The following is a 17,649-nucleotide window of genomic DNA, read 5'->3' on the forward strand; positions in this document are numbered from 1 at the left end:
CTGTGTAATTTGGTTTGATTTGACCGGAGCCAGTCGTAACCCGACTGGCTTTTTTTGGTTGAAACATTGAGCTTTCTGCATTAATCCACACACCATTTCCGGCATCAAATAATCGCTTCCAACTAATCCTCCAATAAAACTCATTCAAAGTACGAATTCTTAACATAAGTTAATGAGTCAGCACCGCGAGTCTTCTATTTTGTTCTCCATGCAGATAAGGAGAAAAATAATGCTAGAGTGGAGAATCAAAAAATTTGATCAGTTAAACGTTCAGGAGCTTTACGCTTTTTTGCGTCTTCGGGTAGATATTTTTATCGTCGAGATGGAAGAGTCCTATAGCGACCTAGACGGAAAAGACACACACCCTGAGACATATCATGTAATGGGATTTGACGGTGAAGAACTCGTAGCGTACAGCCGTATCATGCCGCAGCAACTTGGTTACCCAAAAGAAGTACTCCCTTTAATTGAAGATGACGCTAACGATGTATGTATTGGCAGGGTAATTGTTAGCCTCAAATACAGAGGGAAAGGTATTGGCAGCGAACTAATGCGGGTGAGCTTCGATTCAACAAAAGAGCTTTACCCGCAAGACTCCATTTTTATCTCGGCTCAAGAGCATTTAAAAGATTACTACGGAGGTTTTGGATTCAACGTCATCACTAAACCGTATCTAGAAGACAACTGTAAGATGCTTGGGCTCCGATACACACCTTAAGACTTAAAAGGCAGTTTGTGCCCAGTCGTAGACTGCCTTTCATTTTTACTTCCCTTAGATAATTAACTACTTAGAGCCAATAATACTCTTTTATTTCTATAGAATGACCACTTAAATGGCATGCATTTATTACAAGCCCTGGTCGACGTCAAAACGCCATACTTTTTACAATTTAGTGATTGCCCGCACAGAAACTAGAGTATAAACTCTATTTTTTAACAAATAGAGTACATCACTATGTCGTTGCGTCCCATAGCGCTGTTGATCGGTTTTCTTGGCGTCTACTCTCCCCTTTCTAACGCCGCTGCGATCAGCTTCGATCAAGCTTGGCAAGTCTTGCAACAAGAAAACAACTCGTTGGCCGCGCAACGCTCGAATGTCGAGCGCTATGAACATCTTAAAAACGCAACGGATAACCTCAACTTACCTTCAGTCACTGTTGGCGCTAACTACACGCGATTAGATACTGATGTAAAGGTTTCTGGTAACCAGCTTTTTGAAAGTACCGGTCAACACCTTCCAAACCTTGGGCCTGTATTTAACCAACTGCTTGCCGGGCTGGGTGGTGTCACTTCTACCATTACTGAAAGAGATATTTTCAGTTCTTCAATCCGAGCCGTTTGGCCGATCTTTACTGGCGGGCGCATCAACGCGGCCCAATCCGCAGCCGAAGGTCGTAAAGAACAAGCGCAAAGTGAGTTGGCTATGGAAACCCAAGCTCGTTTTGAAGATCTCAGCAAATACTATTTTTCGGTTCTATTGGCTCAAGAGGTAGTACAAACTCGCCGACTCGTCGAGCAAGGGTTAACTAAGCACAGAGACAACGCTCTGAAATTGGAGCAACAAGGGCAGATAGCCCGCGTCGAGCGCTTGCAAGCAGAATCCGCATTAGATAAAGCGGTCATTGAGCGTAAAAAAGCAGAGAAGAGTTTAGAGATCGCTCAATCGGCGCTCACCCAGATCCTAAACCAAACAACCAATGTTGAGCCTGCCGACAGCCTATTTATCAACCAAAACTTACCAGAGCAGAGTTTGTTCGTAGAACGTACTCTTGATACCTACCCAGGCTTAGCGCTGCTGGAAGCAAAAGAGAAGCAAGCCGATAGCTTAATCAAAGCAGAAAAAGGTAAATACTACCCTGAAGTGTATCTGTATGGGGATTACAGCCTCCATGAAGACGACTCACTCGCGAGCCAAATGAAACCCGATTGGTTGGTCGGTGTAGGTGTGAATATTCCTTTGATCGAGAATTCTGGTCGTAGCGATCAGGTTAAAGCTGCGCACAGCGCAGTTTCGCAAGTCCGCTACCTAAAAGCGCAAGCAAAACAAGATCTTTCCGTACTGGTTCAGAAAACATACCTTGAAGCGCAACAAGCTCAAGAGGAAGTTCTTGGGCTGGAATCAAGCATTGAGTTAGCGAGCGAAAATCTCAATCTACGTCAAAAGGCCTTTTCTCAAGGACTATCCACCTCCACCGATGTGGTAGATGCGCAGCTTTACGTCGCTAGCGTTCAAACTCAGAAAGCAGCAGCAAGTTTTAACTATTTGATCTCACTCTCCAAGTTACTTGCACTATCGAGTGAGATGGATGCATTTAGCCAATACCAACACAACGCTATCAATATTTCGAGCAAATAAGGATCTAAGATGAAAAATGCAAAACCACTTCTACTTACGGCTGTCGCATTGAGCGTTGCATCTTGGGTTGGCTATAGCTTTTACCAAGCCTATCAACCAAAACCGGTTCGCTTGCAAGGTCAGATTGAATCTCAGCAATACAGTATCTCATCCAAAGTACCGGGAAGAATTGATCAGGTAATGGTGCGCAAAGGCGATCATGTCGAAAAAGGCGAGCTCATCTTTACGCTCCACAGCCCAGAAATTGAAGCAAAGCTAGAACAGGCAAAAGCAGGTGAGAAAGCGGCGGGTGCCCTTGCAATGGAAGCGGAAAAAGGTGCACGCGCTCAGCAAATCCAAGCGGCGAAAGACCAGTGGCAAAAAGCGAAAGCGGCATCGGCTCTGATGGAAAAAACCTATCTTCGCGTCAACAACCTCTATAAAGAAGGGGTAGTCGCCGAACAAAAACGTGACGAAGCGAAAACCCAATGGGATGCCGCTAAGTACACTGAAAGTGCAGCTTTCCAAATGTACCAAATGGCACAAGAAGGTGCACGTAGTGAGACCAAGCTGGCCGCCGCAGAAAAAGCACGAATGGCAGCGGGTGCAGTTGCAGAAGTTGAAGCCTATGCCGAAGACACGACTATCGAAAGCTGGTTCGACGGTGAAGTGTCCCAAGTACTGCTTCAAAGTGGTGAACTTGCTCCTCAGGGCTTTCCTGTTGTGACTGTGATTGATACCGATGATTCTTGGGCAGTCTTGAACGTACGTGAAGATCTACTCAGTCACTTTGAAAAAGGTCAAACTTTCTCCGCTTTCGTTCCAGCGCTTAACAAGCAAATTGAGTTTAAAGTGTCTCACGTTGCCGTTATGGGTGATTTTGCAACCTGGCGTTCGACCGATGCAGCTCAGGGCTTTGACCTAAGAACATTCGAGGTAGAAGCAAGGCCAACTCAACCTGTACAGAATCTGCGTATGGGCATGAGCCTAGTTGTTGAACTAAAGGGATAATTAGGTCGCGATATGGTTGATCATAGCGTTTCCCAGTTTTCAATTATCCGACGCGACAAATGGCTATTGTCTAGTTTGACATGGCTACCTGTTATGCTGGCCGTGATGATTTGGGCAATTTTCTCGCAAGGTATCGCGCGAGATTTGCCCATCGGTGTCGTAAATCTAGACTCTGGCAAAATGTCTCAGCAGCTGATTCGGTACTACGACGCAACATCGGCAATGAAGGTCGATAGGCAGTTCGCGAGTGTGCTAGAAGCCAAACAAGCCTTGGTTGAGGGTGACATCTACGCCTATGCCGTTATCCCACCTAACTTTGAACAAGATACGTATAAACAGTTAGCGCCTCAGGTGAGTGTCTTTTACAACAGCCAAATGATCTTAGTGGGTAAGTTGATCAACTCTGCCTTTCTTCAAGCTCAAGGAACGTTTAATGCGCAAGTCAGTGCTGTCGGCAATTTAAGTCAAGGTAATGCGACTTTAAGCTCTGCGCTCGGAAAAGCGGTACCGATTCGTACGCAAATCACTCCCCTATTCAATAAGAACTCCAATTACGCGCAGTTCTTAGTTTCAGCGGTGGTCCCCGCGCTTTGGCAGATTGTTGTGGTTGTGACCACCATTCTCGTCTTATCGGCGAATTTACGCGACAGAGGGCTCAATCACTGGCTCGGCAATAACCCTGCTCGTGCAATCTTTCAAACACTTGCCCCCTACTCTTGGGTGTTCGTCATACAAGGTTTCGCTTTCTTGTGTTGGTTTTACTTAGGGTTTAAGTGGCCGATGAATGGTAGTTTTTTGGTTTTGATCGTCGCTCAATGGATAACCATCATTGCCTGTATGATCATGGGCAGCCTGTTTTTCTTTTTGACTCTCGACGCCGCACGAGCGATGAGTTTCGCTGGCGCATATACCGCCCCAAGCTTTGCTTTTATGGGGATTACCTTCCCTGTTACCGATATGAATAGCCTTGCCCAGGCGTGGCGTAGTTTATTACCTATCAGCCACTACATAGAAGTACAGGTCAGCCAAGTCAGTTACGGTCAAGCATGGATAGAATCTTTACACCATCTACTGCCTATGCTTGGTTACCTTGTACCCGCTATGCTTGCCATTGGGCTGGCAAAAAAGCACTTAAACAATCAAGAGTCCAAGGTCGTAAGTGAGGCAACACTATGAGTTTCTTTGAATTGGTCAAAGCGGAACTTAAAGCACTACTTACCAATCCTGTGGTGGTTCTTACCGTATTTGGCGGCGTGGTGTTTTATTCATTCCTCTATCCTTTACCCTATAGCCACCAAACCCCACAAGAACAGAAGATCAGTGTGGTTAACTTAGACAGAAGCCAAACAAGCTACCAACTGGAACTCATGGTTGATGCAACGCCACAGGTTAACGTTGTGCAGCGAGATTACACACTGGAAGACGCTCATCAATCTTTTCTCGATGGTGACGTGAGCGGGATACTCGTCATTCCAGAGCACTTTTATAAAGACTTAATGCTTGGGAAAAGCCCAACACTCTCATACGCTGGAGATGCATCTTACTTTTTGGTTTACGGCACTATCGTAGAAGGCCTTGCTCAGGCAGGTGGGACCTTAGCAGCGCAAACTAAAGTGGCTAAACTACTCATTGACGGTCAACCACTATCAAAAGCAGCCGATCAATATGCCGCGACTAAGCTGAATCTAAAACCAACATTTAACCCACGCATGGGCTATGTGGATTACGTCGTGCCTGCGGTGTTTGTGCTCATTTTGCAGCAAACTCTAGCAATGGCAGCAGGGTTAATGGTAGGGACGCAAAAACACGGAACGGGTTACTGGAGTCATACCTCTCCACTAAAACTCATCTCAGTTCGTATCCTGGTTTTAATCGCGGTTTATTACTTATTAAGCATGTACTACTTTGGCGCCAGTTTTTCTATGCATGGCGTTAATCAACTGGCACATGCAACAGAGCTTTTAACCCTGCTACTGCCCTTTTTGATAGCATCTTGTGCGATAGGTATTTGGTTAGGATCCATCACGCCAAGACGCGAATTAGTGACGTTAGTCGTGTTGGTCAGCTCAATGCCACTTGTGTTTAGCGCGGGTTTTATATGGCCAATTGAAGCGATTCCTACCCCAATGGTTTGGTTGTCGGAACTCTTTCCGAGTACCCCAGCTATTCAAAGTTTCTTGACCTTGAATCAAATGGGCGGCACATGGCAGAACATTTCAGATAACTATACTCAACTTTGGCTGCAAAGTTTGGTTTGGTTCTCTATTGCTCTGTGGAGTTTAAAAAACAGCTTAAAATCAGATAGCTAGATGCCATTTATTTGCAGCTATAGATAGCTCCATTTTTATAAATTGTGCTAATGTGATTACTAAACTGACTAAATGAGTGATTGACTGATGCACGATTTAACCACGACTGCTGTCACGGTATTTATGGGCTTCTTCGCAATGATGAACCCAATTGCTAACACGGCTGTCTTTGTCGGAATGACTGGGCAACAAACCGCAGAGCAACGCAAACAAACGGCGTTCAAAGCTCTGGCAACAGCATTTGCCATTGTTGCTGCGTTTAGTTTTCTTGGTAAAGGCATTTTTGAAGTATTTGGCATAACCCTGCCAGCTCTTCGCTTAGCAGGTGGCATTCTCGTCTTTCTCGTTGGCTATCATATGCTGCAAGGCAACTCATCCAAGATGCACAGTCATGACAGCGAAGAAGCCGCTCAAGACGGTGATATTGCCATCTCGCCACTAGCCCTGCCTATCTTAGCGGGCCCAGGCACCATAGCAACGGCAATGAACTACTCTGCCTCAGGCGATATCTTCAGCATTGTGGTGACAATCGCGGCATTTGCCTTGCTTTGTCTCATCACCTTTGTCTGCTTTTTGTTTGGCCCAAAACTGGTCGATAAACTTGGTGAAAGCGGAATCAATATCGTCACCCGTTTAATGGGGCTGATTCTAACGGTAATAGGGATGCAGATGCTGATTCAAGGCGTCCATGACGCTTATATTCTTTTCCAAAAGTAGCGCTGCATTTTTTCCTGATACGCAAGGTACAACTCTTTGCCTTGCGTCATCACTCTTGTGACATCACTTTTCTTCCCGTCGCTCCTGCTAAACTTGACCCGTCTATTGGTATAGGGTTTAACTTTAGTGAATCGACCAAGGCTTGGAGTTTTTATGCTCACCGTCACTCAAATTGCTAAACAATTCGGTATTTCCCGCACCACTATTTTGTACTACGAGCGAGAAAACCTTCTACTGCCATCTCATCGATCCGAGAACGGTTACCGCTGGTATGGCGAGAAACAAGTTGAAAGACTCGACGCTATCATCTCTTATCGCTCATATGGCCTTTCTATTTCGAGCATCAAGTCTCTGCTAAACAAGCAAGGCCAATCTCAAACTCAACTGTTAAAAGATCATTTCAGTGACTTGGAGCGAGAAATTCAAGCACTACGCAACCAACAAAAAGCGATTGTCGTATTACTCCAAGAGCCTGAACTACTAAACGAAAACATGGTAGATAAACAACGTTGGGTAGAAATCATGTCCGCGGCTGGGTTCAATGAAGATGACATGCTGAAGTGGCATCAAAAGTTTGAAGAGATGGAGCCAGAAGAGCATCAAAAATTCCTAGAGTCACTAGGAATTAAGCAAGAAGAAATAGTAAAGATTCGTCAACTGTAACGCAAGATAGCGTGAGAGATTCTTAGCTCTGCTGCATTGCTCTATATAAGAGAGGCCTGCCTATCAAACAGGCCCCATATACACATTAGATCAACGACTACGATTGACTTTCCGAGAGCCCCATAACAGTGTTGGAAACATTTTCAGCCCCTTTATGAATCTCATCCATAACGGTTGAAACCTCAGTTATTTTCGAGTTTCCTTGTTCAGAAATCGTTGAAACCTCACTCATCATGTCTGTTACTTCATTGATTAGGCCTTGGTTTTCTTCGACAACTTTTACAATTTCATCAGTAGATTCTGAAGTGCGAGAGGCAAGCTGTCGAACTTCGTCAGCAACGACAGCAAAACCACGCCCATGCTCACCTGCCCTCGCAGCTTCTATCGCCGCATTCAGTGCTAGCAAATTCGTCTGGTCGGCAATACCTTGAATAGTAGAAACAATGTTTTGAATATTTTGGGAGCTGGCATTTAATTGCTGAACTTTCTCAACCGTTTCTTGCGCCTTTTTGGAGACATTCTGTGACACCTCAACTGAGTCCGCTAGTAGTTGGGATCCCTCTTGCGCAATTTGCGCTGTCTCAACTGAAGTCGAATAAGCCACTTCAGAAGCCTCCGCGATTGCTTGGTTACGTTCGATGCGCGCAGTTATATCACTTGCAAATTTTACGACCTTCACCACTTTCCCTGTTTCATCTCTAATAGGATTGTATGTGGCTTCAATCCAAACGCTCGCTCCATGAGAACTACGTCTCTGAAAAAGACCTGATTTGATCTGTCCATCTTCGAGATCTCGCCAAAAATGAGGATTGTCCTTGTAAAACTCGTCAAAGCAGAACATTCGGTGGTGCTGCCCAACCACTTGAGAAGAGCTGTATCCGAGCGTGCTCAAGAAATTGGGATTGGCTGCAATGACGGTGCCCTTGGGATCAAACTCAATAATAGCTTGCGACTTATCCAATGCAGAAAACAGTGCATCATTTTTTTGGTTTTTATAGAACATCTCAGTGATGTCTGAAGCAATCTTCGCCACGCTAGACACCTTACCTTCGGAATCGTAGATAGGAAAATACGTCGCCTCGAGAACAATGGTTTCACCCTGCTTGTTCTTTCTCTCAAATGTCCCCTCTTTGGTCACTCCCTTGGCCAAGTCACGCCAAAAACTCTGATAGGCCGCAGAGCTAATATAACCGTCAGAACAAAAAATCCGATGGTGCTTTCCTTTTACTTCTTCTAACGAGTACCCAACAACACTTAAAAACAGTCTACTCGCATCTTGAATGACCCCCTCAGGACTAAACTCTATCCAAGCAACATGTTTTTTGATTGCAGCATAGACATGATCAGAATGGTTAGATGTCTGGGTTGGTTCGTTATTTTTAAAAAACAACATAAATTAACCTTCCTTGGGCAATACACTTACTTATAGTGCTGTAATTATAGTCATCACTCAGATATAAATTATCGAATATCACTGTTTATTGGCGCTGCTTTGACCACTTGTCGAGCTTCAGTAATCTACAAGATGCGCAAGATACGAATTACTAAGGAAAAACATCGGCACTCCCTTACAGTCTGGGCAAATTAGATTGTTCCCTTTCGCGCGATGATAATTTAGACTGCTTAGGCAATTGATACATTTGAACCAAGGATAGTCGATGAGCTCAAATAACATTCTTAGTCCGGCACTGATTGAAAGTGGTCGTGACATACCATTACAAGAGCTACTGTTTGCCAAGCGAGTGCTAGATAACTATTTGTCTGTGGCGCAGGAATCAAGCCCAATTGAGCTACTGGCGGAAATTCGTGAAGCTGCGCGAGGTGTAGAATACTTCAAAACTGAAAACAACCCATGTGAAGCTAGAAACGTGATCAGCAAAATGTTTGCTGAAATTGAAGCGTCGCAGTCTTTCGAAGATTTTAGAACTCTGGCATGTAAGCCGCGCCAAGCGTTGCATGAACTGATTGAAGACCGCGCTCAACTCATTAAACATGAACGCGGCTTGTTGCTTGCTGCTGGGTATGACTTCTCTAGTATTTGAGTTAACAAGCTATGACTCAGGGGCGCCGAACAGGTTTATATACACTGTGCGCCCTTAGATACCCAATGTTTTCCTTCGACAAACCACTAAAAACCGCGCTTTTTCCAAAACTCACCTTCATCACGCGCGTACACGTCAAACGTTTTTTCAGCAATCACCTTATCATTCAACGTGATAGTCATGCGCCACTTGCCAATGTTTGATTCAAACCCGTCAACTGGATCAAGTAACTGAATAGTGTCACCCAGATAAAAATCCCAGTCATTACTTCCGACATGCAAGTCGCCACAAAATGGTTCTAAAGTTTGTCCTTTTTTACCTTTCACTCCTGGGTGAACGATACAAAACTCTATCACTTCACCTTTGGCTTTCTTTATATTGACGATGAAACCAAATTCAATTTCTTCATCGGCGGGGACTTTGGTCGTGAACTCTTGAATCTTAGGCAAGTGTTTAGATTTAGAATCCCACTCTTTGTAAATCCCGTAAGAAGTCATCTCTACAACTGGGGAACGCTTTGCCATTCTTGCCACCGTTTTTTCATAGATTTTATCGTATTAGGCGCAACGCCATGAATGTTGCCATAATTGTTATGACATTCGACTACTTCAAATTGGGCTTTAACGCGCTTAGCCAGCTTCAGGTAAGGAACAATTTCCCAGCGTTGAACAAACGTGTTTGAAACAACGACACTGTCGCCGTTGAGCAAGGCTTGCTCAGTCATCTGTTGACACCACCGATGAGCATGTGCGATTTGCTGCGGCTGATAGACATATTCGCCACAGTCGTTGATAAAATACATATCAGCTTCATAGTGTTTGGCATCGATTGTCTTTGCCAATGTGCTTTTACCTGATCCGGGCAAGCCTCGAATCAAGGTGAGTTTTAAGGTCATAGTGAATTTAACTAGTGAGTTCACGCACGAATATTAATATAAATTGGACCAAATTGGCTATCGACATCTCATTCTGATTGGGTTAAGTTTAGAAGTATAGACGTCCATAAATACGCTTAGGGAGTAAGCTGTGCCAATTAAGATCCCCGATCGATTACCCGCATCTGACGTATTACGTACCGAGAACATTTTCATCATGCCCGAGTCTCGTGCGTCAACACAGGAAATTCGTCCGCTTAAGGTGCTGATCCTCAATCTTATGCCTAAGAAAATTGAGACGGAAACCCAGTTCCTTCGCTTGCTATCAAACAGCCCGCTACAGGTGGATATTGAGCTACTACGCATCGATGATAGGCCAAGCAAAAACACGCCGACAGAGCACTTAGATAACTTCTATCGCCAATTTGAAATGGTCAAAGGACGTAACTTTGATGGACTCATCATCACTGGTGCGCCATTAGGCCTGGTTCAATTTGAAGATGTGATCTACTGGGAACACTTGCAAACCATCATGAGTTGGGCGAAAGAACATGTCACTTCAACGCTCTATGTTTGTTGGGCTGCCCAAGCAGGCTTGAAGCTACTCTACGATCTGCCTAAACGTACTCGTAAGGATAAGCTATCTGGGGTATACCACCATAAGATCCACCAGCCTTATCACCCTGTGTTGCGTGGTTTTGATGACACCTTCTTAGCGCCACACTCCCGCTACGCTGATTTCTCTCCAGAGTTCCTTGCCGAACATACTGACTTAGATATTCTTGCAACATCAGACGTCGCAGGTGTTTATCTGGCAGCCACCAAAGATAAGCGAAACGTATTTGTCACAGGTCACCCTGAGTACGATTCTCACACCCTGCACAATGAGTACATTCGTGACTTAGGTGAAGGTATGGAGCCAGTTATTCCAGTTAATTACTACCCGAATAACAACCCAGATAATAAACCAACCGCAAGCTGGAGAAGCCACGGACACTTGCTGTTTTCCAACTGGCTAAATTACTGCGTTTACCAACAAACACCTTACGACTTGGATCACTTCAGCGAAGCCAATTTTACTAAAGACGATTAGGGTCGTTGAGCTTTGTACTTACTCACTTGCTGAGTTTCAAATAACAGTTGTTGGATCTGCTCAGAGATTAGAGGGACATTTTGCCAAAGAATAAAATGGCCCTCTTTTTCTACTTCAATCAACTGCTTTGATGTGCCGGTTAGTTTTTGAATCGCAAATACCGAGTTGTCAGGATCTGCGATGGTATCCTCTTTGCCATGAATGATCGTCACCGGAAGCGTATCCAATACGCGCCAATCTTTACCATTCAATTCACTCAACTCTTCAGCCAGTGGCATCATCTCTCCATTAGACGTCTGCCAATCATTAGACAGTGCCCAATTGATAAGCCACGTATCAGCAATTATGTTGTACCACTTAGGTTCTTCGAGCTTAGGGTCAAAAGCGGGCGCGACCAAAACCATCCCATCGACCCTATCCGGCTGCTGAAGTGCAAGTGCCAAAGCGATAGGCGCTCCGAGCGAATGTCCAACCATTATATTAGATTTATCACTGGCTAGCAGTTCACCAATGGCTTGCGCCTGTTGATCAAGGCTAGAGACTAATTCCGGTTTTGATGCTCCATAGCCTAAGCGATCAACAGAAATCAGCTCTGCTTGCTCCTGCAGTGATTCGTTGGCGAGGTAGTCTGCATACGCGGTATGGCTACCTGGAGAGCCATGAATAAACACCACCCTATGACTCGCAGTTGGGTTAGCTATTCTGACAAAAGCAAGGCCATCTTTTGTTTGCTCAACCTCTGCATTTAACTCAATTGCAGACGAAGGTTTGACTGCTAAGCCAATGAAAAAACTTATAATAGTTGTTAGAACTGCCGCTTTGTTTCTCACTCTTCACCTCAGTTGATTACACGGTTATCTGCAAAACATGTCGCATACTTTTCTCATCTCGCTAATCAGACCGGATGAGTTGAGATATACATTCAATCTCGTCTTAGAACTTATGTATTCCTATGAGATTAATCATTCTAATTTCAACCCTATTGCTAACTGGCTGTATGAACTCTACCCAGATTCAAAATTCTGATGCCCAGCAACGTTCAGAAGCCCGCATTGAACTCGGTATCGGCTACATGCAAAGAGGCGACATGCGCAAAGCGCGAGAAAATTTAGAACAAGCTTTGAAACACTCACCAAACTATTATCGAGCACAACTCTCTATTGCCCACTATTACGAACAAGTTGGAGAAACTCAATCCGCCGAGTCCTTCTACAAAAAAGCCTTAAAGCGTCACCCAAATAACGGAAATGTGCTTAACAACTATGGTACATTTTTATGTAAACAAGGCGAGTTCACCCTTGCGGACAGGTACTTTAATCAAGCGATCCAGCAACAGAATTACTATTTAACCTCAACCAGTTACGAAAACGCAGCCCTGTGCGCGATGAAAGCACAACAAACCGTGCAAGCTATCAGATACTTCAAACGCGCCTTAGACTTTGAGCCCGACAGAGTTCGCTCAGCTCTAACACTGGCTGAATTGGAAATTAGAGTTGGTTCATTGGAAGATGCAAGGTTGAGATTGGTTCGATTCCACCATAAGTTTGGGCTGCATAAACCGTCGCTAAAATTGTTGATCGAACTAGAGCAAAGAGCGGGAAACCCAAATGTGGCAGAGGAGTACAAGCGTAAACTAGATAGCTTTAGCTAACGCTTTGAGTGGTGTTTTTTTCGACGACTTCTCACTCGTGATGCACGTTGAATCTTAAGATATTCTTTATAGAGAATGTAAATAAAAGCAGCGATTCCCAACACAGACAAAAGCGCAAACAGGACTAGAAAACTTTCACAGATCCAAATCGGTTCACAGGGCATATAAATTTCAAACTCCATATACCCTCCGTAATGCTTTCGACAAGATTAGCTCTTAAGTTTTAGCCACTTTTGGCGTTCAACTTCCGTTTTGAATGTCCAAGCGATAAAACGGCTCACTTTTTGCCCTTGGCTCATTTCAACCACTTTCACCTCTTTAGCACCCGCTTTTTCGAGGTTTTTCCGCATCCATCGCACATTCTCTTTTTTGGAGATAAGCGTAGAAAACCAAAGTACCTGCTGTGCAAAATCACGGCTTTCAAATGCCATGTTTTTTACAAACGCGGCTTCGCCACCCGGGCACCAGAGTTCTGCTTTTTGACCACCAAAGTTAAGTATAGGTGACGATTTAGCTTTCATTTGTCCGGTAGGTTGCCCACGTTTACTTTTACTGGCCGATAAGTTTTTGATCTTTCTCTCTGTTCCCTGCTGTGCTTCTTCAAGCGACTTATGAAAAGGCGGATTACAGGTGGTTACATCATAAAACTCGTTTGGTTTGATGATGCCTTTGAAGAAATGACGGCTATCTTTTTGCAATCGAGCTTCAACGCGCTCACTCAGTACCTTATTCGACTGGGCAATCTGGTTAGAATTATCAACTGAAACAGAATCAACATCTGAACCTACATAGTGCCAGCCATACTGAGTCGCACCAACGATAGGGTAAATGCAGTTGGCCCCAAGCCCGATGTCTAATGCACGTACTTGGTTATGTTTCAGGTTTTTACTTTCTTTGGTTAATATCTCAGCAAGACGATGAATGTAGTCTGCGCGCCCAGGAATAGGTGGGCACAAATAACCTTGTGGAATGTCCCATTCAGTCACTCCGTAGTGGTGAGCAAGTAAAGCTTTGTTGAGTAGCTTAACTGCCAAAGGATCGGAAAAATTGATGCTCGGCTCACCCTTAGGATTCTTCACTACGTAATTTTTAAGCTCTGGTAGAGCCGCTGTCAGCTTTGCGAAATCATAGCGCCCTTGGTGCAAGTTGCGCTTATGCAGCCCTTTCTGCCCTTTAATCGTGACGACTTTCATCTCGCTGGTATTTGGCGTGTCTTTTTTATCGGCTTTCTTAGATTGAAATTGTTTATTTGGGCGCGTCATAGTTCTATTTTTGTTTGGCAGTTTCTAGATAGATCATAAACAAGCGAGCATCTAACTCAAGTTGATGATAGTCAGGCTCCATATGGCAGCAGAGCTGATAGAAGGCTTTGTTGTGCTCTTTCTCTTTTAGGTGGGCAAGTTCGTGAACCACTAACATTCGAAGCAAAGGCTCAGGTGCATTCTTAAACACACTGGCAATGCGAATCTCATTCTTTGATTTAATTTTACCACCATGAACCTTAGCCACATAGGTATGTAGCCCGAGAGCATTGTTGATAAGGTGAATTTTGTTGTCGTAGATGACTTTGCTCAAAGGCGCCGTCTTCTTCATGTAGCGGTTCTTCAGCGCCATTGTATATTCAAACAGCGCTTTCTCACTCTTTATGGTGTGGTTGTCTGGATAACGTTTTTCAAACCACGCCGCCAAGCGCCCCGAATCTACCATTTGAGTAACGGGAGTAACGATATGTTCTGGGTATCCTTGAATATAACGAAGTGCGGGATTCATAGTGACTGTCATGGCGTTGAGCATAAATAAAGGGGCACAAGTCTACTCTATTCGTACTTGCCATTCACGACCTTTTCATTAAACTCTGCGCTTAATAAACGAGTAGGAACAAACCATGAAACGACTTGTACTGTATGTAAAAGACAAATGCCCACACTGCAAAGATGCACAGCGCTACTTGGACTCGAAGGGCTATCAGTACCGATTAACCAACGCCAAGATGCAACGTGGCCGTAAAGAGTTGGACGCAATTGGTGCTCGTTCGCTACCCGTACTTAAGATTGGCGACCGTTATATGATTGGCTGGAACGCAAGTAACTTTGAGAAGATGTACAAGTCAAAGGGTTAATAAAACAGCTTGCTAACAAAGTGCGGGTTATCGGTGAGCACTTCTAACTCGGATAGATCATCGAGCACAACTAGGTGCTCGATTCCACTCATGCACACCTTGATACACTCTTGCTTCTCTTCGTTACGAGCCGTATCTAATGCTTCACCTTCAACGTAAACACCAGATTTGAGGTGCAGCCTTACCGGATAACGGTACATGCACACAATTTCGATATAATCGTAGTCGTTACAGCTAATCATAATCTCCCTCAAATCATCAATCTTACAAATGCACTTAACGCTCTAGTAACATTAGATGCATGATGAAACTTATGGTTCAACAGATTTACATAAACCTGACAAAACTATTGATTAAAGATTGGAGCGAACATGAGGCTTATAGCAGCCCGCCTCCTGATCATAAACAAACTCAACTTCATTCCTAATGCTCTCAAGCTTATCTTTCCGATAATGCGACACATAGAGCAGTTGACTAAGGTTTTCTTGCGCTATCAGTTCTAAGGTGTTTTTAACTAACCTTCTGCCCAGATAATCTAGCCCTTGATATGGCTCATCCAAAATGAGCAAAGCCGGTTGTTTCACAATCGCTCTAGCAATCAAAAGCAGTCTCTGCTGACCGTAATCAAGTTGTCTAAACGAGGTGTTGGCATACTCACTCATGTGAAGTATCTCCAACCATTCTCGCGCCACTTGAATCTCTTTTTTACTTGGCTGTTGATATAGACCGATCGAATCGTAAAAACCTGACAAAATAACTTCAATGGCCTTGCAACTTACTCGGTATTGAAGATGCAGTGCCGAAGAAACCATACCGATGTTCTTCTTAATCTCCCAAATCGACTCGCCTGATCCCCGCTGATTACCGAAGATTTGAATGTCGTTGGAATAACACTGTGGGTGGTCACCGAATATTAGACCTAACAGAGTACTTTTACCGCACCCGTTCGGGCCTTTGATTTGCCAATGTTGGCCGTTATCGATTCGCCAGTTTAAGTCGGTAAAGATGGTCTTCTCGGTATAAGCGACCTTACCATTACGTATCTCGAATACTGGGTTGTCAAAGTGATGCTCGTGTTGATACCTGTGAATCAAATCCAACATCTGCTCGCTTTGCTGTTGGGATTGAGCTTTAATCTGGCTTATAACAGGGTGAGCTTCCCACTCACTTCGGCCCATTACGCTTTCAAGCTTACCGTGGTTAAACAGTGCGATTTGTTCAATCCAGTCTGGTATGTCTTCCTCGCGATTGAAGGTCACTACCATCTGAGTTGATTTGGCAAGTTGGGTTAAATAATTGGCGAGTGAAGCTCGATGAGCGATATCTAACCCAGTGAATGGGTTATCAAGAACAATCAATTCCGGCTCGGTGGCGAGTGCTCGGGCGAGCATGACGCGACGAGTCTCACCAGTGGAAAGAACTCGAAATCCACTCTGCGCAAGGTGTGACAGATCCAAATCGACAATCAGTTTCTCAGTAAGTAAGTCAGATTGGCATTGCTCAAAAATCAGTGAATATACGCTTGTGCCTTTGTCGACTTTGTCTAGAAAATCAGTGTCATCTTTGGCAATTTCTTCTTCAAGCAGTCTCTGCTGCTCAACTAAAGAGACTTGAGCAATCTTGCCAGTGCCCATTTCCAACGACTCTGAAGAGACTTCATATTCTCCACAGAATAAGCACCCTAACGCCGAACCAATATCCCCTTCGGTACTAAATACCCCCCAAGATTGCCCTTCAGCAATTTTCCATTGAGCAATTCCCAATTGGTTCGTGCCAGATTCAATGTCGAGGTTATTGATGCTTATTTGCATAGAATGGTTTCCCTACCCTTCAGTCTAAGTTTATTAAGTAGATCCAAACTACTCCATCTCTCGCCCAAGCGCGATAGAGAAACAACAAAATGTGATATTTGCAGAGACTTAGTAATGCTAGACGTATTGCTTCACAAACTCGATGAAGGTTTTATCGGCTATTGATAGGTAACCATCTTTTCGCCACGCTAGCGCCAAATCAAGCCGAACCCTGTCATGAAAAGGGACAGCAGCAACATCTTTCTCATGCTGTGTCACTAGCTCCAGTAATGCCGTGATGGCAAACTCATGTTTGACGATACTCAGAATCATAGGCAACAAGTTAGTTTCAAACGAAAACTTCATCTCTTTACGGCATTGGGTCGCTTGGTTTTCAATAAAATCTCGATGGAAGTAACCAGGCTTGAACATCACCAGTTCATGGTCAAAAAACTCTTCAAAGCTGATTGATTCCCGCTGAGCAAACTCATGCTCTTTGGACACCACCGCCACCATTTCTGACTGGAGTAGATGGTCAGTTTCCAGATCATCAGGCACATTTTCATCGTTAATGACACCAATATCCAGTTCACCATCTAGAAGCATTTGTCGAATTGAGCGTGTACCAGCATCAACAAGAGTGAGCTTGAGATTTGGATAACGGCTCTTAAACGCCATCAAGACTTCCGGGAAAAAATACGAGCCCATCATGCTAGGAGCACCGAGCCTAACCTCTCCTTTTTCAAGACCCTTTAACTCATTAATGGCTAACTGTGCATCGTCGAGCTGCTGAAGAACCCGCTTTGCATGGTCGTACAAAACAGTGCCTTCATCCGTCAATGAGACTTTTCTATCTTCTCGTCGAAACAGCTCTACGCCCAAGCTCTGTTCTAGCTTCTTAATTGAAATACTTAGTGCTGGTTGAGCGATGTGTAGTGCTTTTGCTGCATGAGTAAAATTTTCGTGGTCGGCAACCGCAACAAAATGTTTGAGATGTTTCGAGTCCAATCAAATCACCATATAAAAAATATATCAGGTTAATATT

General features: G+C 44.2%; 21 protein-coding genes. 11 read left to right on the plus strand and 10 right to left on the minus strand.

The features are described from left to right. Nucleotides 1-229 precede the first annotated feature (229 nt). The 7 genes from AC6R00_RS01435 to AC6R00_RS01465 all read left to right on the plus strand — a co-directional run bounded on the left by AC6R00_RS01435 (nt 230) and on the right by AC6R00_RS01465 (nt 7,035). The gene (locus AC6R00_RS01435; RefSeq protein ID WP_500639104.1) at nt 230-718 is read left to right on the plus strand and encodes a GNAT family N-acetyltransferase; all 489 of its coding nucleotides are present in this window, start codon (nt 230-232) and stop codon (nt 716-718) included. 237 nt (nt 719-955) lie between these two features. Next, nucleotides 956-2,356, plus strand: a complete 1,401-nt coding sequence (locus AC6R00_RS01440) for a TolC family protein (protein ID WP_500639105.1) — start codon at nt 956-958, stop codon at nt 2,354-2,356. Nucleotides 2,357-2,365: 9 nt separating this feature from the next. Beyond that, the gene (locus AC6R00_RS01445; RefSeq protein ID WP_500639106.1) at nt 2,366-3,346 is read left to right on the plus strand and encodes an HlyD family secretion protein; all 981 of its coding nucleotides are present in this window, start codon (nt 2,366-2,368) and stop codon (nt 3,344-3,346) included. Between the two features lie 12 nt (nt 3,347-3,358). Next, nucleotides 3,359-4,522 carry an ABC transporter permease gene (locus tag AC6R00_RS01450; RefSeq protein WP_500639107.1) on the plus strand — a complete coding sequence of 388 codons (1,164 nt, stop codon included), beginning with the start codon at nt 3,359-3,361 and terminating at the stop codon, nt 4,520-4,522. Then, entirely contained in the window at nt 4,519-5,655 is a 1,137-nt protein-coding gene (locus AC6R00_RS01455; RefSeq protein ID WP_500639108.1) for an ABC transporter permease, read from the plus strand. The genes AC6R00_RS01450 and AC6R00_RS01455 overlap by 4 nt, the downstream gene beginning before the upstream one ends. A gap of 87 nt (nt 5,656-5,742) precedes the next feature. Further along, entirely contained in the window at nt 5,743-6,372 is a 630-nt protein-coding gene (locus AC6R00_RS01460) for a MarC family protein (RefSeq protein ID WP_004748373.1), read from the plus strand. 153 nt (nt 6,373-6,525) lie between these two features. Next, entirely contained in the window at nt 6,526-7,035 is a 510-nt protein-coding gene (locus AC6R00_RS01465; RefSeq protein ID WP_500639109.1) for a MerR family transcriptional regulator, read from the plus strand. A 97-nt stretch (nt 7,036-7,132) separates the two neighbouring features. On the opposite strand, the gene AC6R00_RS01470 is transcribed toward AC6R00_RS01465, so the two are convergent. Continuing rightward, nucleotides 7,133-8,428 carry a methyl-accepting chemotaxis protein gene (locus tag AC6R00_RS01470; protein WP_500639110.1) on the minus strand — a complete coding sequence of 432 codons (1,296 nt, stop codon included), beginning with the start codon at nt 8,426-8,428 and terminating at the stop codon, nt 7,133-7,135. A 265-nt stretch (nt 8,429-8,693) separates the two neighbouring features. Between AC6R00_RS01470 and AC6R00_RS01475 the strand changes: the two genes are divergently transcribed. After that, nucleotides 8,694-9,077: a hypothetical protein gene (locus AC6R00_RS01475; RefSeq protein ID WP_500639111.1), complete on the plus strand. Its 384-nt coding sequence runs from the start codon at nt 8,694-8,696 to the stop codon at nt 9,075-9,077. Between the two features lie 86 nt (nt 9,078-9,163). Here the strand turns inward: AC6R00_RS01475 and AC6R00_RS01480 are convergent, their stop codons facing one another. Further along, a complete protein-coding gene (locus tag AC6R00_RS01480) occupies nt 9,164-9,601 on the minus strand; it encodes a DUF3859 domain-containing protein (RefSeq protein ID WP_500639112.1) in 438 nt (145 codons plus the stop codon). Then, on the minus strand, nt 9,577-9,972 hold the full coding sequence (locus AC6R00_RS01485; RefSeq protein ID WP_500639113.1) for an AAA family ATPase: 396 nt from the start codon (nt 9,970-9,972) through the stop codon (nt 9,577-9,579). The genes AC6R00_RS01480 and AC6R00_RS01485 overlap by 25 nt, the downstream gene beginning before the upstream one ends. A 130-nt stretch (nt 9,973-10,102) precedes the next feature. On the opposite strand from AC6R00_RS01485, the gene metA reads away from it, so the two are divergent. Beyond that, nucleotides 10,103-11,044, plus strand: coding sequence for a homoserine O-succinyltransferase MetA (gene metA, locus AC6R00_RS01490; RefSeq protein ID WP_500639114.1), 942 nt, complete (start codon nt 10,103-10,105; stop codon nt 11,042-11,044). On the opposite strand, the gene AC6R00_RS01495 is transcribed toward metA, so the two are convergent. Then, entirely contained in the window at nt 11,041-11,874 is an 834-nt protein-coding gene (locus AC6R00_RS01495; RefSeq protein WP_500639115.1) for an alpha/beta fold hydrolase, read from the minus strand. The genes metA and AC6R00_RS01495 overlap by 4 nt on opposite strands. 122 nt (nt 11,875-11,996) lie before the next feature. Here AC6R00_RS01495 and pilW point away from each other — a divergent pair, with 122 nt between their 5' ends. Further along, entirely contained in the window at nt 11,997-12,695 is a 699-nt protein-coding gene (gene pilW / locus AC6R00_RS01500; protein WP_500639116.1) for a type IV pilus biogenesis/stability protein PilW, read from the plus strand. Here pilW and AC6R00_RS01505 read toward each other — a convergent pair. The 3 genes from AC6R00_RS01505 to AC6R00_RS01515 are packed head-to-tail and all read right to left on the minus strand — an operon-like array spanning nt 12,692 to nt 14,465. Continuing rightward, on the minus strand, nt 12,692-12,877 hold the full coding sequence (locus tag AC6R00_RS01505; RefSeq protein ID WP_500639117.1) for a hypothetical protein: 186 nt from the start codon (nt 12,875-12,877) through the stop codon (nt 12,692-12,694). The two genes, pilW and AC6R00_RS01505, sit on opposite strands and share 4 nt — an antisense overlap. Before the next feature lie 27 nt (nt 12,878-12,904). After that, nucleotides 12,905-13,957, minus strand: coding sequence for a 23S rRNA (adenine(1618)-N(6))-methyltransferase RlmF (gene rlmF / locus AC6R00_RS01510; protein ID WP_500639118.1), 1,053 nt, complete (start codon nt 13,955-13,957; stop codon nt 12,905-12,907). Between the two features lie 4 nt (nt 13,958-13,961). Then, on the minus strand, nt 13,962-14,465 hold the full coding sequence (locus AC6R00_RS01515) for a M48 metallopeptidase family protein (RefSeq protein WP_171324051.1): 504 nt from the start codon (nt 14,463-14,465) through the stop codon (nt 13,962-13,964). Nucleotides 14,466-14,580: 115 nt separating this feature from the next. On the opposite strand from AC6R00_RS01515, the gene AC6R00_RS01520 reads away from it, so the two are divergent. After that, nucleotides 14,581-14,814: a glutaredoxin family protein gene (locus AC6R00_RS01520; protein WP_004748350.1), complete on the plus strand. Its 234-nt coding sequence runs from the start codon at nt 14,581-14,583 to the stop codon at nt 14,812-14,814. Here the strand turns inward: AC6R00_RS01520 and AC6R00_RS01525 are convergent. The 3 genes from AC6R00_RS01525 to AC6R00_RS01535 form a co-directional block, all read right to left on the minus strand. After that, a complete protein-coding gene (locus AC6R00_RS01525) occupies nt 14,811-15,056 on the minus strand; it encodes a Rho-binding antiterminator (protein ID WP_171324053.1) in 246 nt (81 codons plus the stop codon). The genes AC6R00_RS01520 and AC6R00_RS01525 overlap by 4 nt on opposite strands. A 111-nt stretch (nt 15,057-15,167) precedes the next feature. Next, nucleotides 15,168-16,625 (minus strand): molybdate ABC transporter ATP-binding protein ModF, encoded by a 1,458-nt coding sequence (gene modF, locus AC6R00_RS01530; RefSeq protein ID WP_500639119.1) that lies wholly within the window; start codon nt 16,623-16,625, stop codon nt 15,168-15,170. A 117-nt stretch (nt 16,626-16,742) separates the two neighbouring features. After that, on the minus strand, nt 16,743-17,612 hold the full coding sequence (locus AC6R00_RS01535; RefSeq protein WP_500639120.1) for a LysR family transcriptional regulator: 870 nt from the start codon (nt 17,610-17,612) through the stop codon (nt 16,743-16,745). Between the last annotated feature and the right edge of the window lie 37 nt (nt 17,613-17,649).

Source organism: Vibrio sp. R10-SF1-ISO8, from assembly GCF_059833805.1.

Coding starts and splice junctions, on each gene's coding strand:
- AC6R00_RS01520 (WP_004748350.1), top strand. CDS start 14,581: ATGAAACGACTTGTACTGTATGTAAAAGACAAATGCCCACACTGCAAA.
- AC6R00_RS01465 (WP_500639109.1), top strand. CDS start 6,526: ATGCTCACCGTCACTCAAATTGCTAAACAATTCGGTATTTCCCGCACC.
- AC6R00_RS01485 (WP_500639113.1), bottom strand. CDS start 9,972: ATGACCTTAAAACTCACCTTGATTCGAGGCTTGCCCGGATCAGGTAAA.
- AC6R00_RS01450 (WP_500639107.1), top strand. CDS start 3,359: ATGGTTGATCATAGCGTTTCCCAGTTTTCAATTATCCGACGCGACAAA.
- AC6R00_RS01525 (WP_171324053.1), bottom strand. CDS start 15,056: ATGATTAGCTGTAACGACTACGATTATATCGAAATTGTGTGCATGTAC.
- modF (WP_500639119.1), bottom strand. CDS start 16,625: ATGCAAATAAGCATCAATAACCTCGACATTGAATCTGGCACGAACCAA.
- AC6R00_RS01445 (WP_500639106.1), top strand. CDS start 2,366: ATGAAAAATGCAAAACCACTTCTACTTACGGCTGTCGCATTGAGCGTT.
- AC6R00_RS01505 (WP_500639117.1), bottom strand. CDS start 12,877: ATGGAGTTTGAAATTTATATGCCCTGTGAACCGATTTGGATCTGTGAA.
- AC6R00_RS01435 (WP_500639104.1), top strand. CDS start 230: ATGCTAGAGTGGAGAATCAAAAAATTTGATCAGTTAAACGTTCAGGAG.
- AC6R00_RS01460 (WP_004748373.1), top strand. CDS start 5,743: ATGCACGATTTAACCACGACTGCTGTCACGGTATTTATGGGCTTCTTC.
- AC6R00_RS01470 (WP_500639110.1), bottom strand. CDS start 8,428: ATGTTGTTTTTTAAAAATAACGAACCAACCCAGACATCTAACCATTCT.
- AC6R00_RS01475 (WP_500639111.1), top strand. CDS start 8,694: ATGAGCTCAAATAACATTCTTAGTCCGGCACTGATTGAAAGTGGTCGT.
- rlmF (WP_500639118.1), bottom strand. CDS start 13,957: ATGACGCGCCCAAATAAACAATTTCAATCTAAGAAAGCCGATAAAAAA.
- pilW (WP_500639116.1), top strand. CDS start 11,997: ATGAGATTAATCATTCTAATTTCAACCCTATTGCTAACTGGCTGTATG.
- AC6R00_RS01440 (WP_500639105.1), top strand. CDS start 956: ATGTCGTTGCGTCCCATAGCGCTGTTGATCGGTTTTCTTGGCGTCTAC.
- AC6R00_RS01480 (WP_500639112.1), bottom strand. CDS start 9,601: ATGGCAAAGCGTTCCCCAGTTGTAGAGATGACTTCTTACGGGATTTAC.
- AC6R00_RS01515 (WP_171324051.1), bottom strand. CDS start 14,465: ATGAATCCCGCACTTCGTTATATTCAAGGATACCCAGAACATATCGTT.
- AC6R00_RS01455 (WP_500639108.1), top strand. CDS start 4,519: ATGAGTTTCTTTGAATTGGTCAAAGCGGAACTTAAAGCACTACTTACC.